Source organism: Microbacterium sp. LjRoot205, assembly GCF_056175745.1.
Map to the genome: position 1 here is coordinate 902,932 of NZ_JBGFFH010000001.1, position 24,289 is coordinate 927,220.

General features: G+C 68.6%; 22 protein-coding genes and 1 tRNA gene. 16 read left to right on the forward strand and 7 right to left on the reverse strand.

Annotated elements, in window-relative coordinates:
* Positions 1-10: 10 nt before the first annotated feature.
* Positions 11-976: a serine hydrolase domain-containing protein gene (locus AC04ME_RS04390; protein WP_475123423.1), complete on the reverse strand. Its 966-nt coding sequence runs from the start codon at positions 974-976 to the stop codon at positions 11-13.
* Between the two features lie 64 nt (positions 977-1,040).
* On the opposite strand from AC04ME_RS04390, the gene AC04ME_RS04395 reads away from it, so the two are divergent.
* The 9 genes from AC04ME_RS04395 to AC04ME_RS04435 all read left to right on the forward strand — a co-directional run bounded on the left by AC04ME_RS04395 (position 1,041) and on the right by AC04ME_RS04435 (position 10,291).
* Positions 1,041-2,816: an ABC transporter ATP-binding protein gene (locus tag AC04ME_RS04395; RefSeq protein WP_367822579.1), complete on the forward strand. Its 1,776-nt coding sequence runs from the start codon at positions 1,041-1,043 to the stop codon at positions 2,814-2,816.
* A 28-nt stretch (positions 2,817-2,844) separates the two neighbouring features.
* Positions 2,845-3,936, forward strand: coding sequence for a Gfo/Idh/MocA family protein (locus AC04ME_RS04400; protein ID WP_311879824.1), 1,092 nt, complete (start codon positions 2,845-2,847; stop codon positions 3,934-3,936).
* Positions 3,933-4,859, forward strand: a complete 927-nt coding sequence (locus tag AC04ME_RS04405; protein ID WP_042537048.1) for a glycoside hydrolase family protein — start codon at positions 3,933-3,935, stop codon at positions 4,857-4,859. Before AC04ME_RS04400 ends, AC04ME_RS04405 begins: the two co-directional genes overlap by 4 nt.
* Before the next feature lie 163 nt (positions 4,860-5,022).
* Positions 5,023-6,318: an ABC transporter substrate-binding protein gene (locus tag AC04ME_RS04410; protein ID WP_309694119.1), complete on the forward strand. Its 1,296-nt coding sequence runs from the start codon at positions 5,023-5,025 to the stop codon at positions 6,316-6,318.
* A 67-nt stretch (positions 6,319-6,385) separates the two neighbouring features.
* Complete coding sequence (locus tag AC04ME_RS04415) at positions 6,386-7,387, forward strand: carbohydrate ABC transporter permease (protein ID WP_042537052.1); 1,002 nt, start codon at positions 6,386-6,388, stop codon at positions 7,385-7,387.
* On the forward strand, positions 7,384-8,277 hold the full coding sequence (locus AC04ME_RS04420; protein ID WP_042537055.1) for a carbohydrate ABC transporter permease: 894 nt from the start codon (positions 7,384-7,386) through the stop codon (positions 8,275-8,277). Before AC04ME_RS04415 ends, AC04ME_RS04420 begins: the two co-directional genes overlap by 4 nt.
* Before the next feature lie 2 nt (positions 8,278-8,279).
* Positions 8,280-8,957, forward strand: coding sequence for a hypothetical protein (locus AC04ME_RS04425; RefSeq protein ID WP_311879821.1), 678 nt, complete (start codon positions 8,280-8,282; stop codon positions 8,955-8,957).
* A gap of 43 nt (positions 8,958-9,000) precedes the next feature.
* On the forward strand, positions 9,001-10,008 hold the full coding sequence (locus tag AC04ME_RS04430) for a LacI family DNA-binding transcriptional regulator (RefSeq protein ID WP_309694128.1): 1,008 nt from the start codon (positions 9,001-9,003) through the stop codon (positions 10,006-10,008).
* A 194-nt stretch (positions 10,009-10,202) separates the two neighbouring features.
* Positions 10,203-10,291: transfer RNA gene (locus AC04ME_RS04435), tRNA-Ser, on the forward strand.
* Between the two features lie 55 nt (positions 10,292-10,346).
* On the opposite strand, the gene AC04ME_RS04440 is transcribed toward AC04ME_RS04435, so the two are convergent.
* On the reverse strand, positions 10,347-12,944 hold the full coding sequence (locus tag AC04ME_RS04440) for an excinuclease ABC subunit UvrA (protein ID WP_311879817.1): 2,598 nt from the start codon (positions 12,942-12,944) through the stop codon (positions 10,347-10,349).
* A 248-nt stretch (positions 12,945-13,192) separates the two neighbouring features.
* Between AC04ME_RS04440 and AC04ME_RS04445 the strand changes: the two genes are divergently transcribed.
* The 3 genes from AC04ME_RS04445 (at position 13,193) to AC04ME_RS04455 (ending at position 16,117) form a co-directional block, all read left to right on the forward strand.
* Positions 13,193-14,233 carry an aldo/keto reductase gene (locus AC04ME_RS04445; RefSeq protein ID WP_475433726.1) on the forward strand — a complete coding sequence of 347 codons (1,041 nt, stop codon included), beginning with the start codon at positions 13,193-13,195 and terminating at the stop codon, positions 14,231-14,233.
* Between the two features lie 170 nt (positions 14,234-14,403).
* Entirely contained in the window at positions 14,404-15,060 is a 657-nt protein-coding gene (locus tag AC04ME_RS04450; protein WP_475433728.1) for a GntR family transcriptional regulator, read from the forward strand.
* Positions 15,061-15,142: 82 nt separating this feature from the next.
* Positions 15,143-16,117 (forward strand): NAD-dependent epimerase/dehydratase family protein, encoded by a 975-nt coding sequence (locus AC04ME_RS04455; RefSeq protein ID WP_455904276.1) that lies wholly within the window; start codon positions 15,143-15,145, stop codon positions 16,115-16,117.
* A gap of 7 nt (positions 16,118-16,124) precedes the next feature.
* Here the strand turns inward: AC04ME_RS04455 and AC04ME_RS04460 are convergent, their stop codons facing one another.
* From AC04ME_RS04460 to AC04ME_RS04470, 3 genes are read right to left on the reverse strand one after another with little or no spacing between them, the layout of a single operon-like run.
* Positions 16,125-16,520 carry a VOC family protein gene (locus AC04ME_RS04460; protein WP_475433730.1) on the reverse strand — a complete coding sequence of 132 codons (396 nt, stop codon included), beginning with the start codon at positions 16,518-16,520 and terminating at the stop codon, positions 16,125-16,127.
* Between the two features lie 39 nt (positions 16,521-16,559).
* Complete coding sequence (locus tag AC04ME_RS04465) at positions 16,560-17,495, reverse strand: NAD(P)-dependent oxidoreductase (protein WP_475433732.1); 936 nt, start codon at positions 17,493-17,495, stop codon at positions 16,560-16,562.
* Positions 17,496-17,517: 22 nt separating this feature from the next.
* On the reverse strand, positions 17,518-18,504 hold the full coding sequence (locus tag AC04ME_RS04470; protein WP_475433734.1) for a LacI family DNA-binding transcriptional regulator: 987 nt from the start codon (positions 18,502-18,504) through the stop codon (positions 17,518-17,520).
* Positions 18,505-18,604: 100 nt separating this feature from the next.
* On the opposite strand from AC04ME_RS04470, the gene AC04ME_RS04475 reads away from it, so the two are divergent.
* From AC04ME_RS04475 to AC04ME_RS04490, 4 genes are read left to right on the forward strand one after another with little or no spacing between them, the layout of a single operon-like run.
* Positions 18,605-18,892, forward strand: a complete 288-nt coding sequence (locus tag AC04ME_RS04475) for a Gfo/Idh/MocA family protein (RefSeq protein WP_475433736.1) — start codon at positions 18,605-18,607, stop codon at positions 18,890-18,892.
* A gap of 6 nt (positions 18,893-18,898) precedes the next feature.
* Positions 18,899-19,735, forward strand: a complete 837-nt coding sequence (locus AC04ME_RS04480) for a Gfo/Idh/MocA family protein (protein ID WP_475433738.1) — start codon at positions 18,899-18,901, stop codon at positions 19,733-19,735.
* Positions 19,732-20,478: a cupin domain-containing protein gene (locus tag AC04ME_RS04485; RefSeq protein ID WP_475433740.1), complete on the forward strand. Its 747-nt coding sequence runs from the start codon at positions 19,732-19,734 to the stop codon at positions 20,476-20,478. Before AC04ME_RS04480 ends, AC04ME_RS04485 begins: the two co-directional genes overlap by 4 nt.
* Positions 20,475-21,536, forward strand: a complete 1,062-nt coding sequence (locus tag AC04ME_RS04490) for a Gfo/Idh/MocA family protein (protein ID WP_475433742.1) — start codon at positions 20,475-20,477, stop codon at positions 21,534-21,536. Before AC04ME_RS04485 ends, AC04ME_RS04490 begins: the two co-directional genes overlap by 4 nt.
* A gap of 234 nt (positions 21,537-21,770) precedes the next feature.
* On the opposite strand, the gene xylB is transcribed toward AC04ME_RS04490, so the two are convergent.
* Positions 21,771-23,057: a xylulokinase gene (xylB, locus tag AC04ME_RS04495; RefSeq protein ID WP_475433744.1), complete on the reverse strand. Its 1,287-nt coding sequence runs from the start codon at positions 23,055-23,057 to the stop codon at positions 21,771-21,773.
* Positions 23,058-23,062: 5 nt separating this feature from the next.
* The gene (gene xylA, locus AC04ME_RS04500; protein ID WP_475433746.1) at positions 23,063-24,250 is read right to left on the reverse strand and encodes a xylose isomerase; all 1,188 of its coding nucleotides are present in this window, start codon (positions 24,248-24,250) and stop codon (positions 23,063-23,065) included.
* Positions 24,251-24,289: the final 39 nt, after the last annotated feature.

Consider the following 24,289-nt stretch of genomic DNA (forward strand, 5'->3'; position numbering starts at 1 on the left):
AGGTCGGCGGCTACAGGGCCGCGACGATCGCGTTGTCGAGCTCGTCGGCGTCGACGCCGGGGCGCACCGCCGCGTTCGTGAGCAGCACCCAGCAGATCCCTGCGCCGGGGTGCACCCAGAACTCGGTGCCGGCCCAGCCGCCGTGGCCGTAGACGTCGCGGTCGACGAGCCCGGGCGCCCGCGAGCGCAGGTTGAACGTGAACCCCCAGTCCTGCCCGCGCCCGTCGGGGTAAGGGTCGAGGCGGGGGATGTCGCCGGTCAGCGGGCGCAGCATCATCGCCAGGCCGGCGGGAGACAGGATGCCGTCGCGCTCGCCGCGGCCGATGCGCAGCAGTTCGGCGCCGAGATGGAGCAGGTCCTCTGCGCGACCCAGCATCCCCGCGCCGGGCGCTCGCGTCGCGTGGAACCGGTCGAGGTCGAGCCCGCCCGCCGCGGCATCGGGGACGCCGACCGACTGCGCGGTGTCGAGGGTCAGTCCGATCGCGCCGATGCGGTGGGCCCACTCGAGAGTCCCGGCATCCCAGGTCGTGTCGGTCGCGTGTTCGATCAGCGCGGCGATGCCCTCGAAAGCGATCGTCGAGTAGCGCGAAGCCGTTCCCGCAGCGAAGTCCCGCCCTCTCGTGAGCAGCTCCTGGCGCAGCGGCAGAGCCGTGTCGAGGGCGGGCTCGGAGATCCCGGAGGTGTGCGATGCGAGGTGCCGGAGTCGCACGATGTCATCGCGGGACGATCCGAAATCGGGCAGCGCATCAGTGAGGGGAGTGTTCGGTGTGAGCAGACCGCGCTCGATGGCTCTCGTCGCGGTGATGCCGGTGAGCACCTTGGTGATCGAGAACAGCGGGTACACGGCATCGGTCGCTGCCCCGAATCCCTCGAGGTCGACGATCCCGTCGGCGGTCGCCATGCCGAGCACCGCTGTCGGCAGGTGTTCCGCCTGCACGTGACGGCGCGCCCAGTCGAATGCTGCGTCGAAGGTCATGTGTGCTCCTGCCGATTCGGGGGTCGCGCTTCCGTGAGAGGTGCGGTGACTCTACGATAGGACCATGGCACAGAAAGCGCTTTCCCACCCGACCGCGCTCATCGATGGGAATCACCCGACTCGCTCTGTGCTGCGCCTCATCGCCCGCCGGCCCTGGCGGCTGACCTTCGCGATCACCGCGTTCGCGATCAAGGAGATTCCGCTCTGGTTCCTGCCGGTGATCACCGCGGCGATCATCGACGTGGTGGCGAGCGACGGCGAGGTGACCGAGGTGCTGTGGTGGTTCGCGCTCGCCGCGGTGCTCCTGCTGCAGAACTACCCCAACCACATCATCTACACGCGCAACTTCATGACCGTGGTGCGAGACCTCGGCGCCGACCTGCGCAACGCCCTCACTGCCCGACTGCAGAGTCTCTCGATCGGATATCACACGCGGATGAGCTCGTCGATCGTGCAGACGAAGGTCGTGCGCGACGTCGAGAACGTCGAGCTGATGCTGCAGCAGGTCACGCATCCGCTGCTGTCATCGACGATGGTGATGCTCGGTGCACTCGGGATGACGGCGATCACGGTGCCGCAGTTCCTTCCCGTCTACGCCCTCGCCGTGCCGATCGCCATCGGCATCCGCTATGGCATGCGCAATCGCTCGCAGAGTCGCAACGAGGTCTTCCGTCGCGAGATCGAGACGCTGTCTGCCCGGGTCGGCGAGATGGCGTCGCTGATCCCGGTTACCCGCGCTCACGGACTCGAGGAGACGGCGATCAGCCGTGTCGCGGGCGGTGCAGACGGAGTCCGCAAAGCGGGCCTCGACCTCGACCTGCTGAACGGCAGAGTGGCGTCGATCTCGTGGGTGGCGATGCAGCTGCTCGGTGTCGCCTGCCTCATGCTCGCGGCCGTGTGCGCGCTCACCGGCTTCCTGCCGATCACGCCCGGCGAGGTCGTGATGCTCTCGAGCTACTTCACCCTGTTGACCGGTGGGCTCACCCAGCTGCTGATGCTCATTCCGGTCGGAGCGCGCGGCCTCGAGTCGGTGCGCTCGATCGCCGAGGTGCTGCAGGAGCCCGACGTCGAGCAGAACTCCGGCAAGCGCATGGTCTCGACGGTGGCGGGCGAGATCGTGCTGGATGCGGCGAGCCACCGGTATGCGGATGCCGACGATGACGCCCTGTTCGAGATCGATCTGCGCATCGCTCCCGGCGAGACGGTCGCGTTCGTCGGCTCGTCGGGATCGGGGAAGTCGACGCTCCTCAACCTCGTGCTCGGGTTCGTCCGACCCACGAGCGGTCGCATCAGGCTCGACGGTCAGGACATGCAGGAGCTCGACCTGCGGACAGTGCGCCGATCGATCTCGGTCGTCCCTCAGGAGTCGGTGCTGTTCGAGGGTTCGGTCTTCGACAACATCGCCTACGGCATGCCGGATGTCACGCCGGATCGGGTGGAACGGGCTCTGCGAGACGCCAACGCGTGGGAGTTCGTGAACGAGCAGCCGCAGGGGTGGCACACCGTCGTCGGCGAGCGAGGCGCGCGCCTCTCGGGTGGTCAGCGGCAGCGGCTGGCGATCGCCCGCGCCCTCGTGCGCGACCCGCGGATCCTGCTGCTCGATGAGGCGACGAGCGCCCTCGACCCCGAGTCCGAAGGGCTCGTCAAGGAGGCGCTCGAAAGGCTCATGCGCGGTCGCACGACGCTCGTGGTCGCGCACCGCCTGTCGACGATCCGCCAGGCCGACCGCATCGTCGTGCTCGAACGCGGACGCATCGTCGAGCAGGGTTCGCACGACGAGCTGCTCGCCGCAGACGGGCGATACGCTCGGTTGCACCTGGTGCAGAACGGCATGAGATGACCCCGACTCTCCGTCCTGAGGAGGACCCATGACGTCAGACAAGAGACTTCGCGCTGCCCTGGTGGGCACCGGAGCCGTGGCCAACTCGCACGCCCGCGCCGTCGCCGCGTACCCGCGCGCAGAGCTCGTCGCCGTCGCCGATCTCAGCCTCGGGAAGGCCCAGGAGTTCGCCGGCAGATACGGCATCGCTGCCGCCTACGGTGACCTCGACGAGATGCTCGCCGCCGAGCAGCCCGACGTCGTGCTCATCTGCACGCCGCCGGCTCCACACCGTGAGCAGTCGCTCGCCGCTTTCGCATCGGGTGCGCACGTGGTCGTCGAGAAGCCGCCGGCGCCGTCGCTCGATGAGCTCGACGACATGCGGGCCGCCGCCGATGCCGCGGGCAGACAGCTTGCGGTCGTCTTCCAGCAGCGCACCGGAACGGCCGCCGCACACGTGCGCTCGCTGCTGCAGAGCGGCGCGCTCGGACGCCCCCTGGTCGCCGTGTGTCAGACGCTCTGGTTCCGCGACGCCGACTACTTCGCGGTGCCGTGGCGCGGCAAATGGGCGACCGAGGGCGGTGGCACGACGCTCGGTCACGGCATCCATCAGATCGACCTGCTCGCGCACCTGCTGGGCGACTGGTCGTCGGTGCAGGGCAGGCTCTGGCGCCTCGACCGCGAGACCGAAACCGAGGACGTCTCGACCGCGACGATCGTGTTCGACCGGGGCGTGGTCGCTCAGCTGATCACCAGCGCGGTGTCGCCCCGAGAGACGAGCTCGATCCGCATCGACACGCAGAAGGCCACGATCACGGTCGATCATGTCTACGGGCACGGCCACGAGAACTGGCGGATCACCGCGGCGCCGGGCTTCGAATCCGAGGCCGAGGGGTGGGGATTCCCGGATGCCGAGGAGCGCAGCGATCACGAACCGCTGCTGCGTGACGTCTTCGACGCTCTGCTCGACGGCGGGCCGCTGCCGGCGACCGCGGACGCGCCTGCTCGTTCGCTCGAGATCGTGGCGGGGATCTACGCTTCGGCCGCGGCTGACGGCGCCGTGATCACTCCCGAGATCCTGGCCGCACACCCCACCCACCGCGCCGGTTTCGCGAGCCCGGTCACCGATCTGCGCCGATGAGAGAGCTCTATCGCGACCCCGTCTACGACGGCGTCACCGACCCGAGAGTCGTGATCGACGCGGACGGACTGTGGTGGATGTTCTACACACAGCGCCGGGCGAGCCTCGAGGACGCCGGGCCGGGGGTCTCGTGGATCCACGGAAGTCGCATCGGCGTCGCGACCTCGGAAGACGGAGTGGACTGGCGCTACGACGGCACTCTGGAGCCGGCGGCATCCGGCCTCGGTCTCGTGCCCGGGCCACCGCCCCGCGAGGTCGACCGCACCCACTGGGCGCCCGAGGTCGTCTGGGACGGTGAGCGCTGGCGCATGTACCTCACCGAGATCGACGGCATCCCCGATCGCTGGCCCGGTTTCGCGCGCTCGATCGTCGAGTACCTCTCAGATGACCTCCGTCGTTGGGAACGACGCGGTCCGCTCGCGTTGAGCAGCGATCGGGTCATCGACGCAGCGGTCGCGCGCACCCCCGACGGACGGTGGCGCCTCTGGTACAAGGACGAGGCGGCGGACTCGGTCACGATGGTCGCGTCATCCGTCGACCTCGACGACTGGCGTCTCGACGGCGTCGCGATCGGCGGACGTCCCCATGAGGGGCCGACGGTCTTCGACCTCGGCGGATTCTGGTGGATGATCGTCGACGAATGGCGCGGGATGGGCGTGTACCGCTCCGAAGACGGCATCCGGTGGGCCCGTCAGGGTGGTGAGGATGCCGTCATCCTCGCCCATGCTCCCGGGGGAGGGCACGGCAATCACGGCGCTCAGGTGCACCGCGGAGACGACCTCTGGTTCTACTTCTTCGCCACCGCGGAGGCAGCACCGGTGCACGCCGCGACGGGTGAGCGGAGGCGCGCGGCGGTATATCGGTTGGGTCTCGAGGTCGAGGCCGGGAACCTCGTCGTGAAAGACTGGAAGATCCCGCGGTAATCGATGTAATCGTCGTCGCGAATTGCCGGTTGCGAAACGTTTCAATCTGGATTAGCGTGCAGGTAAGCGTTTTCCCCGCACTATGGAGATCGCTCCCCGCACCACATGGACACAGGCGTTCCGCGGCATTGCCGAACGAGGACGTTCACCAGAGAGGACAACGATGTTCAGCAAGAAGCGTCTGGCGGCCGCAGCGGCCGTCGCCACCAGCGCAGCGCTGGTACTCGCCGGCTGCGCCGGCGGCGGCAGCCCTGAGGGCGAGCCCACCTACGACCCCGACGAGAAGGTCACCCTCGACCTCGCCTTCTGGGGCAACGACGTCCGCGCCGACCTCTACAACCAGGCGATCGAGGCGTTCAACGAGGAGTACCCGAACATCACGGTCAACGCGACCTTCCTCGGATTCCCGGAGTTCTGGGAGAAGCGTCAGACCGAGGCGGCCGGTGGCGGTCTCCCCGACGTCATGCAGTTCGACTACTCCTACCTTCGTCAGTACTCCGAGAACGGACTGCTGCTCGACCTCGAGCCCTACCTCGGATCCGTCATCGAGACCGACCCGCTGCCCGAGAACATCCTCAGCATCGGCGTGGTCGACGACACGACCTACGGCATCGCCACGTCGACCAACGCCTGGGGTGTCTTCACGAACCCGACGCTGCTCGAGACCGCGGGTGTCGAGGAGTTCGCCGGAGGCGACTGGGAGGACTACGACGACTGGATGGATGAGGTCACCGAGGCGGGCGCAGGCGAGTTCTGGGGCGGGTCCGACTGGACCGGCCGCATCCAGAACTTCGAGCTGCAGCTGCGCAGCGAGGGCAAGAACCTGTTCGACGAAGACGGCACCCCCGGCTTCGACGAGGACCGCCTCAAGGAGTTCTGGGAGTCCGGCGATGACATCCGCGACGGCGTCGTGGTGCCGCAGCAGGTCGTCGAGGAGCTCAACCCGCTCACGGCATTCGACGCGGCGAAGAACGCCAGCGAGATGACGTGGGACAACTTCGGTGCGGGCTACCTCGCCAACCTCGGCGAGAGCTACACCGAGCTGGGCCTCGTCGCCCCGCCCGTGACGAAGGAGGGCGAGAAGGACCTCTACCTGAAGCCGTCGATGCTGCACACGATCTCGGCCAAGACCGAGCACCCGGAGGCGGCCGCGACGCTCGTCAACTTCCTGGTCAACTCGCCCGAGTCCGGCGAGATCTTCGGAACCAACCGTGGTCTCCCCGCCTCCGAGACCGCTCTCGAGGCAGCTGAGCTCGACCCGATGAGCCAGATCGTCAAGGACTACGAGGAGTCGATCGCCGACCGCCTCGGCGACGCCCCGCCCGTGCCGATCGTCGGCTACGGCACCCTCGAGGAGAAGTTCCGCGTGCTGGGCACCGAGCTCAACTTCGGCACGACGACGGTCGACGAGGCCGTGACGCAGTTCTTCTCCGAGATGGACGTCGTCCTCAACCAGTGATTCCGTCGGTGGGCCGGGGGATATCCACCCGGCCCACCGCACCCCCCACACTTCGGAAGGAGCTGTCATGAGCACGACGGCGACGAGGACGATCGTCACGGACGAGAAGTCCGGACGAGGACGAACGCTGCGCAGCGGCCGACGCCCCGAGAAGGAACTGGCACGACCGGGTCAGCGCGCACGTCTGCGCCGCGAGACCGCGACGGGGTATGCGTTCCTCACCCCCTGGCTCATCGGCTTCTTCGGCCTGACCGCCGTGCCGATGATCTACTCTCTGTACCTCTCCTTCACGAAGTACAACATCTTCCAGCCGCCCAAGTGGATCGGGCTGGACAACTACATCCGTCTCTTCACGAGCGACCCGAACTTCATCCAGTCGGCGCAGATCACCCTGGTCTACGTGTTCATCGGCACCCCGATCACCCTCGCCGCGGCGCTCGGCGTCGCGATGCTCCTGAACTATCGCGACAAGGGCGCCGGCTTCTTCCGCTCGGCCTTCTACGCTCCGTCGCTCATCGGCGGCTCCGTGTCGGTCGCGATCGTGTGGCGCGCGATGTTCTCGTCCGACGGTCCGGTCGACAGCGGTCTGCAGGTCTTCGGCGTCGACCTCGGAGGGTGGATCGGAAACCCGAGCCTCGTGCTCCCGATGATGATCCTGCTCGCCGTCTGGCAGTTCGGGGCCACGATGGTGATCTTCCTCGCCGGTCTCAAGCAGATTCCGAAGGAGCTGTACGAGGCGGCCGAGATGGACGGGGCCAACGCCTACCGCCGCTTCCGCGCCGTCACCATCCCGATGCTCTCCCCGGTGATGTTCTTCAACCTGCTGCTGGGTCTGATCGGCGCCTTCCAGGTGTTCGCCTCGGCGTACATCATCTCCAACGGCACCGGCGGACCCGCCGGCATGACGAACTTCATCACCGTGTACCTGTACAAGCGAGGATTCTCCGACGGACAGATGGGCTACGCGGCAGCGATCGCGTGGGTCCTGCTGATCGTCGTCGCGATCATCGCCTTCATCCTGTTCCGCACCCAGCGGTCGTGGGTGCACTACTCGGGAGACGACAAATGAGCATCACAGAAGCCGTCGTCACGGCATCCGCCCCCTCGCCTCGCCGGCGCGTGAAGCGCAAGACCTGGCAGACCGTCATCTGGTTCGTCGGCCTTCTCGTGCTGACCGCGGTCGTGCTCTACCCGCTGCTGTGGCTGTTCCTGTCGACGTTCAAGCCGAACTCCGAGTTCGGTCAGAACCCCGGTCTGTTCCCGCAGGCGCCGACGATCGAGAACTACGGCAAGGTCATGGAGGGCATCGCCGGAGTGCCGATGTGGCGCTTCTTCCTGAACTCGCTGATCCTCGCGGCATCCGCCGTGGTCGGCACCGTGCTCTCGTCGGCTCTCGCCGCCTACGCGTTCGCCCGGGTGCAGTTCAAGGGGCTCGGGGTGCTGTTCGCCGCGATGATCGGCACACTGCTGCTGCCGTTCCACGTCGTGATCATCCCGCAGTACATCATCTTCAATCAGCTCGGATGGGTCGACACCTTCATCCCGCTGATCCTGCCGAAGTTCCTGGCCACCGAGGCGTTCTTCGTCTTCCTGCTCGTGCAGTTCATCCGCCAGATGCCGCGCGACATGGACGAAGCGGCACGCATCGACGGCGCCGGTCACTTCCGGATCTTCTGGGCGATCATCCTGCCGCTGATCAAGCCCGCCCTGATCACCTGCGCGATCTTCTCGTTCATCTGGGCGTGGAACGACTTCCTCGGGCCGCTGCTCTACCTGACGAGCCCCGAGAACTATCCGCTGCCCATCGCGCTGCGTCTGTACAACGACCAGTCGTCGACGTCGGACTACGGGGCCACGGTCACGGCCTCGTTCGTGGCGCTGTTGCCGGTGCTGCTCTTCTTCGTGGTGTTCCAGCGCTTCCTCGTCGACGGTGTGGCGACGCAGGGTCTGAAGGGATAGCCATGTCGGTCATCAGCGGAGACCGCCGGGAGCACCGTGCGGCGAAGCGCGAGGCGCGCTCGGGCGCCGGCCCGACGGTCTCCGGCATCGAACCGGGCGTCAACCCCGGGGCGACCGCCAAGTTCGGTCTGTTCGGCGAGGTGCTCACGATCGGTCTGATGATGACCGTCGTGGCCCTCGGCGTCGTCACCCTGCCGATCGCGCTCGCCGCCGGCATCCGTCATCTGCGTCGCTTCGTCGCCGCGGAGGATTCGAGGGCAGGTCTCTTCTGGGATGACGTGCGTGCCGGCATCCTGCCCTCGCTCGTGGTCGGTGTTGCGGCGGCGCTGATCGCGGGAGTGCTCACGCTCGACGTCGTGCTGGCCGGGTCTGGTGCGTTGCCCGGGGGCGAGGTCATCGCGGTCGTCGGCTGGGCCGGGCTTCTCGTTCTCGCCGTCGCGATCCTGATGGCCGCGGGTGCCTGGTCTCCTCAGCAGGGGTGGCGCGCAGCGGTCCGCGAGGTGCCGGCAGCCATCCGAGCGGATGCCGCAGGCGCCGCCTACATCGCGGCCGCCGCGGTCTTCACCGGCGTCGTGACCTGGGCGCTCGCGCCGCTGTTCATCGCCGGGATCGGCTGTGCGGCGCTCGCCGTCGTCGCCGTGCCCGCGCGTCGCAGGCGCGGAGTGCACCGCACGGAATGAGAAGGTAGTCGTTGGCGCACGCGCGAACAGACGGAGGCAGGCGATGGCGGTAGGGGTGAAGGACGTCGCGGCTGCGGCCGGCGTCTCGGTCGGCACCGTCTCGAATGTCCTCAATCAGCCGGAGCGCGTGTCAGCCAAGACGGTCGAACGCGTGCAGCGGGCGATCCAGGAGCTCGGCTTCGTGCGCAACGACGCTGCCAGGCAGTTGCGCGCCGGTCGCAGCCGCAGCATCGGCCTCGTGGTGCCCGACATCGGCAACCCGTTCTTCGCCGAGGTGGTCAGGGGAGCGGAAGACAGAGCAGCGGATGCCGGGATGACCGTGCTGCTCGGCAACAGCGATGAACGAGACGAGCGTCAGCTGGCGCATCTCGAGCTCTTCCAGGAACAGCGGGTCAACGGCGTGCTGCTGACCCCCGCCTCCGAGGATCTCTCGGCCGTGCATCGTTTCGCCGCCGGGGGGATGCCGGTGATCCTCGTCGACCGTGAGGTCGAGGAGGGGCTTCTGCCGTCGGTCTCGGTCGACGACGTCGAGGGTGGCCGTCTCGCGGCCGAGCACCTGCTCGCATCCGGGCGTCGTCGTCTGGCCTTCGTCGGCGGGCCGCAATCGGTGCAGCAGGTCGCCGATCGTCTTCGCGGAGTGCAGGCGGCGGTCGCGGCCCACCCCGATGTGACGCTCGAGATCGTCGAGCAGTCCGCTCTCTCCGTTCTCCAGGGGCGGGCGGCGGGCGAAGCGATCGCGGCGCGTCCGGCAGAGTCGCGTCCGGATGCCGTCTTCGCCGCGAACGACCTGCTCGCCGTCGGGCTGCTGCAGGCTTTCAGCTTCGGCTCCGGCATCCGCGTGCCCCACGACATCGCGATGGTCGGATATGACGACATCGACTTCGCCTCCGCCACCGTCGTGCCGCTGAGCTCGGTGCGCCAGCCGGCCAGGCTGCTCGGCTGGACCGGGGTCGACCTGCTGTTGAAAGAGCTCGACGGGGTCGAGCACGACCGCCGCGTGCGGTTCCAGCCCGAACTCGTGGTGCGGGAGTCGAGCTCCGGCGCAGCCTGACGCGACCCCGGTCGTTGAGCGAAGACGACGCAGTCGACTGAGACGAAACGTCGCGACCCGTTCTGCGGAACCTGCCACGTTTCGTCTCGGGCCGCTTCGCGGGCCTCGCTCAACGATCGGTACGGCGATTCGTGACTGCCGCGGTAACCCGTTATGCTTGCAAGGTGCATCCGATCTTCACGGAGCGGATGCCTGGAGACGTCGCATAGTCCGGCCGAGTGCACCACCCTGCTAAGGTGGAGTCCCCTCACGGGGACCAGGGGTTCAAATCCCCTCGTCTCCGCAGTAGAAATCCCTGCTCACGCGGGGATTTTCTGTCTCAGGCACGTGGTCCGGAATCACCGTGCTGCGAGGGCGGCCGCAAGGTACGACGCCGTCGTGCTCCCGCTCGCCGAGGCGATCGAGCCCGGGGTCCCCTGCGCCACGACCGTGCCTCCGAGGTCTCCTGCGCCGGGGCCCATGTCGATCACCCAGTCGGCCTGCGCCACCACGCGCATGTCGTGCTCGACCATGACGACCGTGTTGCCGGCGTCCACCAGATGCTGAAGGTGCACGAGCAGCCGATCGGTGTCCGACGGATGCAGTCCCGAGGTGGGCTCGTCGAGCAGGTAGAGGGTGTCGCCGTGCTGGGCGCGCCGCAGCTCGGACGCCAGCTTCACTCGCTGCGCCTCGCCGCCGGAGAGTTCGGTCGCCGACTGACCCAGCGGCAGATACCCCAGTCCCACGTCGAGAAGCGCGTCGAGGTGTCGAGCGACGTCGGCATCGTCGGCGAAGAGATCACGCGCGTCGTTCACGCTCAGGGCGAGCACGTCGGCGATGGTGTGCCCGTGGAGTTCGATCTCGAGGGTGTCCGGGTTGTAGCGGGTGCCGCCGCACGTGCTGCAGGGAGCATGGACGGTGGGGAGGAAGAGCAGCTCCACCTCCACCGTGCCCTCGCCCTTGCAGGTGGGGCATCGTCCGCTCGGCAGATTGAACGAGAACCGGCTCGCGGCGTATCGCCGCCGGCGTGCTTCCGGAGTCGCGGCGAACAGAGCCCGGACGCGGTCGAAGAGCCCCGTGTACGTCGCCACGTTCGATCGTGACGTGCGGCCGATCGGCTTCTGGCTGACCTGCACGACCCGGCGCACGCGGCCGGCGGGACCGGACGCGCGCCCCGCCGTCTCCGCCGTCGGCGAGGAGAACAGCGGATCAGCTGTCGCTACGCTCCGCTCGTCTCCCGACGTGTCGATCGTCGAGCCGTCCACCTCGCTGGAGAGGCTCTTCTGCAGCAGATCGGGCAGGGCCTGAGTGACGAGAGACGTCTTGCCCGATCCGGAGACGCCGGTGACGGCGGTGAGACAGCCCAGGGGGATCGACACCGAGACGCTGCGGAGGTTGTTCCGTGAGACGTCGGTGAGCACGAGTTCGCCGTCGGGCTCGCGAGGGCCCGCCTTCGGCGTCTGCTGTTCGGCGCGCGGGGCATCGGCGAACAGGTAGCGCCGGGTCTGGGAGTCCTCGGCCTCGCGGAGCCCGTCGATCGGACCCGAGTAGACGATCTCGCCCCCCGTGGCTCCCGCGCCGGGGCCGATGTCGACGATCCAGTCCGCATGCCGGATCACGTCGAGTGAGTGCTCGACGAAGAAGACCGTGTTGCCCGAGTCCCTGAGCGAGCGGAGGATGCGCACGAGCGCTTCGCCGTCGGCGGGATGCAGCCCGGCAGACGGCTCGTCGAGCACGAACATGACCCCGAACAGCTGCGAGAGCACCTGGGTCGCGAGGCGCATGCGCTGCAGCTCCCCGGAGGAGAGGGTGGGAGTCGACCGATCCAGCGAGAGGTATCCCAGACCGAGCTCGATGATCGGAGAGACCCGATCGCGCAGCTCGTCGACCAGACGCTGCGCGGCGAGCTGCCTCTCGGGCGCGAGCGCTTCGCTGTCGGACCCGGCGCCCGATCCGCCGTCGGACGGGTTGAGGGCCGTCTCGAGGAGAGCCGAGAGGTCGGCCAGCGGCAGCGCGGCCATCTGTGTGATGTCGAGACCGGCGAACGTCACGGCGAGCGCCTCGGGCTTCAGTCGGCGTCCCTCGCACATCGGACAGCGGACGCTGACCATGAAGCCCGCCGCCTTCTCGCGCATCTTCGCGCTCTTCGAGTGGGCGAACGTGTTGAGCACGTACTGCTTCACCCCGACGAATGTGCTCATGTACGACGGCTCGATGCCGGCGGCGACGGCCTTGCGCACCTGCGCCGGGCCGCGGTCGGTGAACACCGGCACCTGCGGGGACTCCTCCGTGTACAGCACCCACTCACGCTGCTCCTCCGGCAGATCGCGCCACGGGATGTCGATGTCGTAGCCGAGGGAGATCAGGCTGTCGATGAGCTGCTTGCCGTGCCACGCCCGGGGCCAGGCATCGAGAGCACGGTCGCGGATCGTCAGCGACTCGTCGGGCACCATGAGGTGCAGGGGCACGTCATACACCTGCCCGATCCCGTGGCACCGCGGGCAGGCGCCCTGCACGGTGTTCGCGGAGAAGTCCTCGGCGAACAGCGGGTCGGCGCCAGGCGGGTAGGTCCCGACGCGCGAGTACAGCATGCGCACGACGTTGCCGATGGACGTGGCGCTGCCGACGGTCGATCGGGCGCTGCCCGCGGTGCGCTGCTGGGGGAGGGCGACGGCAGGGGGCAGCCCCTCGATGGCATCGACGTCGGGGATGTCGACCTGGCTCATCAGGCGCCGCGCATAGGGCGCCACCGATTCGAAGTACCGACGCTGGGCTTCGGCGTACAGCGTGCCGAACGCGAGCGAGCTCTTGCCCGAGCCCGAGACGCCCGTGAAGGCGACGAGGGCGTCACGAGGGATCGCGACGTCGACATCGCGAAGGTTGTGCACACGTGCGCCGGTCACGACGATGGAGTTCGACGTGCCCGAGCGCTTCGACGGTGGGGTCCTGCCCATCATGGACCTCTTCTCGTCTCCCGCGAAGAGCGGGGGTGGATGCGGCGATCGCCGTCTCTGCGCCACGCTACCCCGCCCGTCGACTTCGCGGGGGTGCTTGACAGCGGTCGGTCGATCGGGAAGGCGGGCCGATCAGCCGAGTCCCACGGAGGCATCCCGGATGGCGCTGGCGACCGCAGTCCATGCCCGGGGTCGGAAGCCAGAAAACGCTATCCTGGAGACCTTCCCCCGCCTGCAGAGGAGCATCGTCCATGCCCATCGCCGCTGATGACCCCCGCCTGACGCACGCCTACGAGGCCGCGTCCACCCGCTACACCGACGTGCCGTTCCAGCGCGCGGGCGCGAGCGGCATCCAGCTGCCCAAGGTCTCGCTGGGCCTCTGGCAGAACTTCGGACGCGATCGCTCGTTCGACAGCCAGCGCGAGATCGTCCTGCACGCCTTCGACCGCGGGGTCGTGCACATCGACCTCGCCAACAACTACGGTCCGCCCTACGGATCGGCCGAGTCGACGTTCGGCGCCGTGCTCGACAGCGGCCTGGGCCGCTATCGCGACGAGCTGTTCGTCACGACCAAGGCGGGGTACGACATGTGGCCGGGCCCGTTCGGCGACGGCGGCTCGCGCAAATACCTCACGCGCTCCCTCGAGCAGAGCCTGCAGCGCATGAACACCGACTATGTCGACGTGTTCTACTCGCACCGCCCCGACTCCGAGACGCCGCTCGAGGAGACGGTGACGGCGCTCGTCGACATCGTGCGCAGCGGGAAGGCGCTCTATGTCGGCATCTCGAACTACCCGGCGGATCTCGCTCGGCAGGCCTATGAGCTGCTGGCGGACCAGGGAGTGAAGCTGCTGCTGCACCAGCCCCGGTACTCGCTGTTCGACCGCACTCCCGAGGCCGAGCTGTTCCCGGCGTTGCGTGGGCTGAAGGTCGGCAGCGCGGTCTTCTCACCGCTCGCTCAGGGCCTGCTCACCGGCAAGTACATCGACGGCGACGTCCCCGCCGACTCGCGCGCGGCGAACAGCCACTTCCTCGACGGATCGGCCCTCACCGACGGCTACCTCGAGCGCATCCGCGGCATCGACGGCGTCGCGAAGGAGGCGGGTCTGTCGATCCCGCAGCTCGCCGTCGCCTGGGTGCTGCGCGACCCCGTGGTGACGACCGCGATCATCGGAGCCTCGCGCACCGGCCAGATCGACGACGCGGTGGCTGCGAGCCAGGTCGAGCTGTCGGATGACGTCATCGCCGCTCTCGAGGAGTTCGCCGCAGAACCCGGCACCAGCGTGGTCTGAACAGTGCAGCGATCGGGATTCCGTGGTGGCGTGCTGTCCCGCACGCGCTGTCAGACGGGGCTTCTCGGACCTTTCTGACGCCGTCGCGTAATATTCCGTGCGCCAGCGGGTCTGGTTAGTGGACGCCCCTGCGAACGGGGGCGTCCGCAACGGATCCCGAGGAGCCTCAGATGACCATCGCCCACGTCGAGCTACGGACGCACCAGTGGAGTCATCGCAGCCCTGTTCCGCTGCCCGAACTCGCTTTCCAGCACATCCTCGCGGCGATTCTCCGGGGCGAGTACGTGTCCGGTGACCGGCTCGACACCGCACGCTTCGCTCAGGAGCTGCACATGTCGCTGAACCCGATCCGCGAAGCGATCATCCGGCTCCGCGACATCGGATTGGTCGAGGTCACTCCCGCCCGCTACACCAAGGTCGCCGATTTCTCCGCGGCCGATTCCTGCGCCGCCCTCAGCTATGCCGGGGTGCTCGCCGGCACAGCGCTCAAGAAGGCACTGCCGACCACCGCCGAGGGCGTGCGCTCAGAACTCGCGGTCCACGTCGAAGTGATCGGCGGCGCCGTCGGGGACACCAGCCGCCACGCGGCAGTCATCGGGTTCCTCACTGCCGTGACCGACCTCATCGAGCATCCGCGCCAGGCGATCCATCTCGTCGAGGCAACGATCCTGGCCCAGTGCGCCCTGCAGTTCTCCGGGATCACCCGCGGTGACGGTGTGGCTCAGGCGCGATCCGTCGCGGCCGAAGCCGCCGCGCACGCGATGCGCGCGGGCGACCCGGATGCCGTCGAGACAGCCGTTCGCGCCCTCTTCGAGCACCTCGTCTGATCCGCGGCTCGTTGCGGAGATCAAGGGAGCATGACCTCAGCGGTTCGGAGCCCCCTGCCTGACCCGTCGATAGAGTCGATGCATGGCTGCGACGAAGGTGCTGTTCATCGGTGGAACCGGAATCATCTCCTCGGCGGCGAGTGCGCTCGCCGCATCCCGAGGCATGGAGGTGACGCTGCTGAATCGCGGGCAGTCGCGCCGGGAGCCCGCGGAGGGCGTCGAGGTGCTGACGGCTGACATCACGGATGCCGCCGCGGTCGACGCCGCGCTCGCCGGGCGCGAGTTCGACGTCGTCGCCGACATGATCGCGTTCACGCCTGACCAGGTGCAGCGCGACATCGACCGCTTCGAGGGTCGCACGGGGCAGTACGTCTTCATCAGCTCGGCATCCGCCTATCAGAAGCCCGTCGCCCGCCTGCCGATCACCGAGTCGACGCCGCTGCGAAACCCGTACTGGCAGTACTCGCGAGACAAGATCGCGTGTGAAGACCTGCTCACCGCCGCCTATCGCGACCGCGGCTTCCCTGTCACGGTGCTGCGCCCCTCGCACACCTACGACAAGTGGACGATCCCGGCCTTCGGCGGATGGACGGCGATCGATCGCATCCGCCGTGGCCAGGAGATCATCGTGCACGGCGATGGCACGTCGCTGTGGACCCTCACCCACTCGAGCGACTTCGCCGTCGGATTCGCCGGGCTGCTCGGCAACCCGCTCGCCTACGGCGACACTTTCCAGATCACCAGCGACTTCGTCTACACATGGAACGAGATCTACTCGATCCTCGGACGCGCGGCCGGGGCCGAGCCGAAGATCCGCTATGCCACAAGCGCGGCGATCGAGGATGCCGCACCGGATCGCGCCGGTCAGCTCTCGGGCGACATGGCGCACTCGGTCGTCTTCGACAACACGAAGATCCGCCGGGTCGTGCCCGACTTCACCCCCGTCATACCTCTGCACACGGCGGCGCGAGAGATCATCGACTGGCACGACGCGCACCCCGACCTGCAGCGGGTCGATCCTGCCGTGAACGCCCTGTTCGACGGCCTGCTCGGCTGACGCAGGATCAGCCGGCGGCGAGCACGGCGAGCACGTTGCCTGCGGGGTCCTTGAACCAGGCGATGTCGGGTCCGCGGTCCGGGCCGCCCCGAAGGATGCCCTTGTCGTCGGTGTCGAACTCCGAGTCGTCGTAGATCTTCGTCACGACCCCGCGGCCGTTGAGCTCGTCGACGGCGGCCTCGACGTCATCCACCGGGAAGTTGAGGATCGTGAAGCTCGCGGGCTCGTGGTTCGGTTTGGCGTAGACGAGGATCGACCCGCCCTCGGGCAGGCTGATGTCGAGGAACCCCATGGCGTTGGTGGTGACGTCCATGCCGAGGGTGTCGCCGTAGAAGGAGCGGGCGGCACCGATGTCGTCGACGCTGAATCCGCTGAACGCGTGTGCTGTCTGAAAGGCGGTCATGGGTTCAGCATGCGCCGCTCCCGGCGAGGTGTCCAGACCCTATGGCAGCACCTGGTTCACGAGACCGTCGCCGGCGAGCAGGCGGGTGACGTTGTCGTCGACGAGTCGGGCGGCACCCACCGGCCGGTTACCGGCGATGTGCGGTGTGATGAGCAGGTTCGGCGCGTCCCAGAGCGGATCGGATGCCGGGAGCGGCTCCGACTTCGCGACGTCGATCGCTGCGGCGCGCAGCTGCCCTGACTCGAGTGCCGCGATCAAGGCGCCCTCGTCGACGGTGGCACCCCGACCCACGTTCACGAACACGGCACCGGGCTTGAGTGCGGCGAACACCTCGGCGTCGAACAGATCGGCGGTCTCGTCGGTGGCGGGCAGGATCGACACCAGCACGTCGGTGTCTGCCAGCACATCGGTCGCATCGGCATCCGCGTGCACGTCGAAGCCCGACCGCTCGCCGGCGGTGCGGGCGATGCCCTGCACCTCGGCCCCGAGTGCGGTGAGCGACGGAGCGAGCGTCGAAGCGATCGATCCGAAGCCCCAGATGGTCACCCGAGCACCGGAGAGCGTGTGCAGCGCCCGGGTCTCGACAGCACTCTGCTCGTCGATGAACTCGTCGTCCCAGCGGTGCTCGCGCTGGGCGTCGCGCAGGCGGTCGAGTCGGCGCACCGCGCTCAGGATCAGCGCCAGGGCGTGCTCGGCGACCGGACCGTCGTGCAGCGAGCGACCTGAGCAGATGCGCACGTCCGCCGCGAACCCGGCGTTCAGCACCGCGTCGGCTCCCGAGGCCAGAGCCTGCACGAGCTGCAGCCGGGGGAGCACGCGAGCTGCGTGCTGCAGCCACGACGAGGAGTTGTGCCAGACCACCAGCACCTCCGCGTCGCGGTGCTCATCGGGGACGTCCGCGTCGATGTCGTAGACGACGGTCTCGACGTCTGCTGTCAGCGGCAGCTCGATGGTGTTCGGGATCAGGATCTTCATGTGCGTCTCCGGTTCACGGCGGTCAGCGGGGGGATTCGGTCGACTCGCGCCAGATCACGGTGAGCAGACCGTCGGGTTTCGTCGGCGGCTCTCCACCGCGCACGGCGGCGATGAGGCGATGCATCGAGTAGGCCCCCAGTCTCTCGCGGTCCTGCGAGACGCTCGTCAGCGAGGGCACGAGGAACGCGCTCTGGGGGTGGTCGTCCCACCCGGTGACGGCGACGTCGTCGGGCAGCGTCCATCCGCGCCTGGTCGCCGCGCGGATGGCGCCCGTCGCGATGACGTCGTTCGCCGCGATCACGGCCAGGGGCGGTGCATCCGCCGGCAGGGCGTCGACGGCGGCCTCACCGGCGCTGCCGCTCCACTCGTCGCCGAACACCCCCAGTGACTCGAGTCCGAGTCGGGCGATCGTGTCGAGATAGGCGGCGCGGCGGGCTCGCGCCGACGGGAAGTCGTCGGGGCCGGCCAGGTGCACGAATCTCCTGTGGCCCTGCGCGGCGAGTCGCTCGATCATCTCGGCGATCGGACGGGAATCGGTGAACTCGCCGGTCATGTGCATGGCGTCGTCGAACTCGCCCACCGACAGCACGACGGGCCCGCCGCCCCCGTTCGTGTCAGCGAAGGGGAGCGGGGTGAATGCGAGCACCCCCTCGTACTGACCGGAGTCGACGAGCTCGGAGAGGCGCTCGTCGCGGGCCGTCGGGTCCTCGGGCAAACTCACGACCTCGACGACGTAGCCCTCCTCGCGGGCGGCGGAGATCGCTCCCGACAGCAGGGTGAGCGGGTTCATGGTGGCGATCGGCACGACGACCGCGAGTCGCCCGGTGCGGTGCGTGCGCATGGAGCGGGCGGCGAGGTTCGGCCGGTAGTTCAGCTCGGATGCCGCTCGCAGCACCCGGTCTCGGGTGGCCTCCGAGATTCCGGCGCGCCCGGTGAAGACGAAGGACACGGTCGACTGCGACACCCCGGCGAGGTGTGCGACGTCATGGCTCGTCGGCCTCTTGTCCACGGCATCCGTCCTTTCCGGGCTTGACGTGACGGGTGTGCCTCTCGATAGTATCTACTACGTCTTAGTAATACGTAGTAACACCTCATCGAGGAGGCAGCGAATGCTCAGGATCGGCATCATCGGCACCGGCGGGATCGCCGACGCGCACATCCGCGGATACCTCGCGTTCCGCGACGAGTGCGAGGTGGTCGCGCTCGCCGACGTGATCCCGGGCAGGGCGGCGCAGAAGGCCGGGGCCTTCGGACTCGCGGATGCGGCGACGTTCGACGATCCGCTCGAGATGATCGCCCACGCGGGCCTCGACGTCGTGAGCATCGCGACTCCGCCGTCGACGCACGCGTCGCTGGCGATCGCCGCCCTCGACGCGGGGATCCACGTGCTCGTCTAGAAGCCGATGGCCCCCTCGCTCGAAGAGTGCGACGCGATGCTCGCGGCACAGGAGCGCTCGGGCAGAGTGCTGTCTGTCGTCGCGCAGAACCGGTTCCGTGACGACCTCGCCGCGTTGAAAGACGTCGTCGACTCCGGTCTGCTCGGCTCGATCTCGCACGTGCGCGTCGACTCGGCCTGGTGGCGAGGGCTGCCCTACTACGACCTCTGGTGGCGCGGTACGTGGGAGAAAGAGGGTGGCGGATGCACGCTGAACCACGCCATCCACCACATCGACCTGCTGCTGTGGCTGCTGGGGACTCCGACCGAGATCACCGCCATGCTCGCCAACGCGCAGCACGACAACGCCGAGGTCGAGGATCTCTCGGTCGCGATCTTCCGGTACGACCGCGGCCTCGCCCAGCTGACCAGCTCGGTGGTGCACCACGGCGAGGAGCAGGCGATCGTGATCCAGGGTGCGGATGCGCGGGTGTCGCAGCCGTTCTCCGTCGTCGCAGAGCAGTCCCGGCGCGACGGATTCCCCGAAGACGGCGGGGCTCCCGACGTCGTGGCGCGCATCGAGGCTCTCGTCGCCGGCCGCACACCGCTCGCGCATCTCGGCCACGAGGGTCAGATCGGCGATCTGATCGCCGCGATCCGCGACAGCCGGCCGCCGATCGCCGGGGGTCAGGACGGCCGCAACGCGGTCGAGGTGGTCACCGCCATCTACAAGGCGGGGTTCGAACGCCAGTTCGTGTCGCTGCCGATCGCCGCGTCCGACCCCTACTACCGAGCCGGGCAGCTGGTCGCGCACGCTCCCCACTTCTTCGAGAAGACCTCGTCGCTGGTGGAGGCGGCATCGTGACCGCATCCTCGTTCCCGGGTGGCACCTCGCTGTCTCATCTCGACGTGTATGCCGATGCCGCGCCCGACGGCATCTGCGGAGGGAGCCCCCACATGCACCTCGTCTCGACCGAGGCCTATGTCGTGATCTCGGGTGAGGGCGCGCTGCAGACGATCGACGCCGACGGAGTCCGTGAGACGACCCTGACTGCCGGGTCGGTCGTGTGGTTCACCCCCGGCACGATCCACCGCGCCGTGAACCGCGGAGACCTGCGCGTGGTCGTGCTCATGAGCAATGCCGGGCTGCCCGAGGCAGGCGATGCCGTGCTGACCTTTCCGTCCGACGTCGTCGGCGACCCCGACGCGTATGCCGCAGCGGTGTCGCTCGGGGACGACGACGGCGAACGCGCAGTACGAGCCGGACGACGACGCGACCTCGCGGTGACGGGGTTCGAGACGCTGCGGGACGCCGTCGCCGCCGGCGACCGCACCGCTCTCACCGCCTTCCACGATGCTGCTGCGGCGCTCGTGCTCGACCGTGCCCGGACATGGCCCGACCTGGTGCGAGAGGGCCCACTGGGTCAGGCCGAGCACTCGCTCGCGCTCGCCGAGGCGGTGGCATCGGGCTCTGTGGCGCATCTGGCCGACGCCCGCGTGCACCGGGCCGCACCCTCGGTGGGAGAGCGCGCATTCGGCATGTGCGGACGCCTGCGCACCTATAGCGTGAACGATGGTGGCGTGAACGATGAGGAGACCCTGCGATGACCCGCACCTACACCTTCGATCCGCTGCCGGAGCCGGTCGTCGGCCCCGGTGAGTTCGTGTTCGCCGCCGTGGGGCTCGACCACGGCCACATCTTCGGCATGGTCGAGCAGCTTCTCGAGGCTGGTGCCACGCTGTCGCTCGTCTACGACGCCGACCCCGCGAAGCTCGCCGACTTCGTCGAGCGGTTCCCGCAGGCGCGGGCGGCCGCCAGCGAGCAGGAGGTGCTCGACGACCCGCACGTGCGACTCGTCGCGAGCGCGTCGATCGCCAATCAGCGGGCTCGGCTCGGTGTCCGCGTCCTCGACGCCGGCAAGGACTTCTTCGCCGACAAGCCCGCGATCACGACGATGGACGACCTCGCCGCGGCCCGCGAGGCCGTCGAGCGCACCGGGCAGAAGTTCGCCGTCTACTACGGCGAGCGGGTGCACTCCGAGGCGGCGATCCTCGCCGGCCAGCTGATCGATCAGGGAGCGATCGGAACCGTGCTCCAGGTCGCGTCGTTCGGCCCTCATCGCATCGGCACCGGGCGCCCCGACTGGTTCTACGACCCCGAGCAGTACGGCGGGATCATCTGCGACATCGGCAGCCACAACTTCGAGCAGATGCTCCACTACACCGGTGCGACGGGCGGGGAGGTGGTCAGCTCGACGGTCGCCAACTACGCGCATCGCGAGACCCCGGGGCTGCAGGACTTCGGCGATGCACACGTGGTGCTCGACAACGGCACGACCGGCTATGTGCGCGTGGACTGGTTCACCCCGGCAGGACTGGACGTCTTCGGCGATGGGCGCACCGTGCTGCTCGGCACCGACGGGTACATCGAGCTGCGCAAGTACGCCGACATCACGACCGACAACGGCGGCGGTCAGGTGCTGCTCGTCAATCAGGACGGGCAGTTCCGGTTCGATGCGACGGGCAGGACGGGGTTCCCGTTCTTCGGCCGGCTGATCCGCGACTGCCTCGACCGCACCGAGCATGCGATGACGCAGCAGCACGCCTTCGCCGCTGCCGAGCTGAGCATCATCGCCCAGCGCGACGCTCGGGTGCTCGCCGGCTGACCGCATCCGCCTTCGGCATCCGCCTTCGGCATCCGCTGCCGGCATCCGCCTCAGCATCCGCTGCCTCGCACGTGGTTCGCAGTGCGCGTCCGACGCAGTCGCCACCGGTTCGGGAGGAGTACTGCGCCTCGGGAGGACGGATGCCGTTCACGGCTCCTCCCGAAGCGCAGATCTCCTCCCGAGGCGCACATCTCCTCCCGAGGGGCTGTCCTCCCGAGGGGCAGGTGCGCAGGATCAGTCGACGATCAGAGCAGCCTGGCGCGCAGCGCCGAGCGCCACGTACTCACCGGGTTCCGGCACCTCGACAGGGAGACCCAGGATCTCCGGCGCGACGCGGCGCACGGCCTCCGACTGCGCGCCGCCGCCGATCAGCAGGGCGCGCTCGAGAGGGATGCCGAGGTCGCGCAGCGCGTCGAGGCCCGCGCCCAGTCCGCGCAGCATCCCCTCGACCGCAGCGCGTGCCAGGTTCTGCCTCGTCGTGGATGCCAGTGTCATGCCCGAGAGGGATGCCGTGGCATCCGGCAGGTTGGGTGTGCGCTCGCCCTCGAAGTAGGGGAGCAGCGTGAGTCCGTCCGCGCCCGGCGTGGCCTGCAGAGCGAGATCGCTGAACTCGTGGTGCGTCACACCGAGCAGTGCTGCCGTCACGTCGACGACCCGGGCCGCGTTGAGCGTGGCGACGAGAGGGAGGAAGTTGCCCGAGGCATCGGCGAACCCTGCCACAGTTCCGGTCGCATCGCTCAGCGGGGTGGTGCTGATCGCACACACAGTGCCGGATGTGCCGATCGACACGACCACATCCCCGGGCACGGCGCCGAGTCCGAGTGCGGCAGCGGCGTTGTCTCCGGCTCCGGCGCCGACGCGCCGACCATCGGCATCCGTCGTCCACTCGTCGTGTGCGAGCACCCGGGGCAGGATCGCATCGTGCCCCAGAGCGGCGACCAGCAGCTCACGGTCGTACTCGCCCGTCGACGGATTCCAGTAGCCGGTGCCCGACGCATCCGACCGATCGGTCACGAGCTCGTCGAGCACCGGGTTCTCGGGGCCGAAGCCGCGCAGGCGCCACGTCAGCCAGTCGTGCGGAAGAGCGACCGCGGCCACCCGTGCCGCGTTCTCGGGCTCGTGATCGCGCAGCCAGCGCAGCTTCGTGATCGTGAACGAGGCCACGGGAACGAGCCCGGTGCGCGCGGCCAGCTCGGTTGCCCCGTACTCGGCGATCAGATCCGTCGCCGCGCCGGCGGAGCGCGTGTCGTTCCACAGCAGTGCATCGCGGATGACACGGCCGGATTCGTCGAGCGCCACCAGGCCGTGCTGCTGCCCGCCGATCGACCAGGCCTCGATCTCGTCGAGAGAGCCGGCCTCCGTGATCGCGGCGTTCAGGGCACGCCACCAGGCCTCGGGGTCGACCGACGTCCCGTCAGGGTGCGTCGCTCGACCGGCGCGGACGACCGCTCCGGTCGCCGTGTCGACGACGACGGCCTTGCAGGACTGGGTCGACGAGTCGACCCCGAGAACCAGCGGCATGTCGATCAGCGAGCGCCGAGCAGGTGCTCGGTCGCGAGCTGCTGCAGTCGGACGAAGCCGAAGCCCTTGTCGCCGAAGTAGGAGTTCGCGTCGAAGTCCTCGTATGCCGAGCGGTCGGCGAGGAAGTCGTCGTAGCTCTCTCCGGGGCTGAGGGTCGGCGTCGAGAGCTCGTCGACGCGAGCCGCCGCGAGTGCCTCCTGCACCTCGGGGTCGGCGCGGAACGCCGCAGCGCGCTCCTTCAGGAGCAGGTAGGTGCGCATGTTCGCGGCCGCAGAGTCCCAGACGCCCTTCTCGTCTTCGGTGCGGCTCGGCTTGTAGTCGAAGTGGCGAGGGCCGTCGTAGGCGGGCACTCCGCCGGGGCCGCCGTTCTCGAGCAGGTCGACGAGCGAGAAGGCGTTGTGCAGGTCGCCGTGACCGAAGACGAGGTCCTGGTCGTACTTGATGCCGCGCTGACCGTTGAGATCGATGTGGAAGAGCTTGCCGTGGAAGAGCGCCTGCGCGATGCCGGCGGTGAAGTTGAGTCCGGCCATCTGCTCGTGACCCACCTCGGGGTTCACGCCGACGAGCTCGGGGCGCTCGAGCGAATCGATGAAGGCGATCGCGTGTCCGAGGGTCGGCAGCAGGATGTCGCCGCGCGGCTCGTTGGGCTTCGGCTCGATCGCGAACCGGATGTCGTAGCCCTTGTCGGTGACGTAGTCGCCGAGCAGGTTCACGGCCTCGCGGTAGCGCTCGAGTGCCTGGCGGATGTCCTTCGCGGAGTCGTACTCGGCACCCTCGCGCCCACCCCACATGACGAACGTCTTGGCGCCGAGCTCCGCGCCGAGGTCGAGCTGGCGGAACACCTTGCGCAGGGCGTACCGGCGCACATCGCGGTCGTTCGACGTGAAGCCGCCGTCCTTGAAGATGGGTGCGCTGAACAGGTTGGTGGTGACCATCGGCACGACGAGGCCCGTGTCGTCGAGGGCGCCCTTGAGCCGGTCGATCTGCGTCTGGCGCTCGGCGTCGGTCGATCCGAAGGCGAACAGGTCGTCGTCGTGGAAGGTCAGACCGTAGGCGCCGAGCTCGGCGAGCTTCTCGACGGCGTGCACCACGTCGAGCGCGGGCCGGGTGGGGCCGCCGAAGGGGTCTGCGCCGTTGTAGCCGACGGTCCACAGGCCGAAGGAGAACTTGTCATCGCGGGTGGGGGTGCTCATGGCTGCTCCTGTGCAGGTCATCGAATAAGTTGTGCTTGA

Bases quoted from the DNA above. Each gene is read 5' to 3' on its own strand.
- AC04ME_RS04390 (WP_475123423.1), bottom strand. From the start codon at position 976: ATGACCTTCGACGCAGCATTCGACTGGGCGCGCCGTCACGTGCAGGCG.
- AC04ME_RS04395 (WP_367822579.1), top strand. From the start codon at position 1,041: ATGGCACAGAAAGCGCTTTCCCACCCGACCGCGCTCATCGATGGGAAT.
- AC04ME_RS04400 (WP_311879824.1), top strand. From the start codon at position 2,845: ATGACGTCAGACAAGAGACTTCGCGCTGCCCTGGTGGGCACCGGAGCC.
- AC04ME_RS04405 (WP_042537048.1), top strand. From the start codon at position 3,933: ATGAGAGAGCTCTATCGCGACCCCGTCTACGACGGCGTCACCGACCCG.
- AC04ME_RS04410 (WP_309694119.1), top strand. From the start codon at position 5,023: ATGTTCAGCAAGAAGCGTCTGGCGGCCGCAGCGGCCGTCGCCACCAGC.
- AC04ME_RS04415 (WP_042537052.1), top strand. From the start codon at position 6,386: ATGAGCACGACGGCGACGAGGACGATCGTCACGGACGAGAAGTCCGGA.
- AC04ME_RS04420 (WP_042537055.1), top strand. From the start codon at position 7,384: ATGAGCATCACAGAAGCCGTCGTCACGGCATCCGCCCCCTCGCCTCGC.
- AC04ME_RS04425 (WP_311879821.1), top strand. From the start codon at position 8,280: ATGTCGGTCATCAGCGGAGACCGCCGGGAGCACCGTGCGGCGAAGCGC.
- AC04ME_RS04430 (WP_309694128.1), top strand. From the start codon at position 9,001: ATGGCGGTAGGGGTGAAGGACGTCGCGGCTGCGGCCGGCGTCTCGGTC.
- AC04ME_RS04440 (WP_311879817.1), bottom strand. From the start codon at position 12,944: ATGATGGGCAGGACCCCACCGTCGAAGCGCTCGGGCACGTCGAACTCC.
- AC04ME_RS04445 (WP_475433726.1), top strand. From the start codon at position 13,193: ATGCCCATCGCCGCTGATGACCCCCGCCTGACGCACGCCTACGAGGCC.
- AC04ME_RS04450 (WP_475433728.1), top strand. From the start codon at position 14,404: ATGACCATCGCCCACGTCGAGCTACGGACGCACCAGTGGAGTCATCGC.
- AC04ME_RS04455 (WP_455904276.1), top strand. From the start codon at position 15,143: ATGGCTGCGACGAAGGTGCTGTTCATCGGTGGAACCGGAATCATCTCC.
- AC04ME_RS04460 (WP_475433730.1), bottom strand. From the start codon at position 16,520: ATGACCGCCTTTCAGACAGCACACGCGTTCAGCGGATTCAGCGTCGAC.
- AC04ME_RS04465 (WP_475433732.1), bottom strand. From the start codon at position 17,495: ATGAAGATCCTGATCCCGAACACCATCGAGCTGCCGCTGACAGCAGAC.
- AC04ME_RS04475 (WP_475433736.1), top strand. From the start codon at position 18,605: ATGCTCAGGATCGGCATCATCGGCACCGGCGGGATCGCCGACGCGCAC.
- AC04ME_RS04480 (WP_475433738.1), top strand. From the start codon at position 18,899: ATGGCCCCCTCGCTCGAAGAGTGCGACGCGATGCTCGCGGCACAGGAG.
- AC04ME_RS04490 (WP_475433742.1), top strand. From the start codon at position 20,475: ATGACCCGCACCTACACCTTCGATCCGCTGCCGGAGCCGGTCGTCGGC.
- xylB (WP_475433744.1), bottom strand. From the start codon at position 23,057: ATGCCGCTGGTTCTCGGGGTCGACTCGTCGACCCAGTCCTGCAAGGCC.
- xylA (WP_475433746.1), bottom strand. From the start codon at position 24,250: ATGAGCACCCCCACCCGCGATGACAAGTTCTCCTTCGGCCTGTGGACC.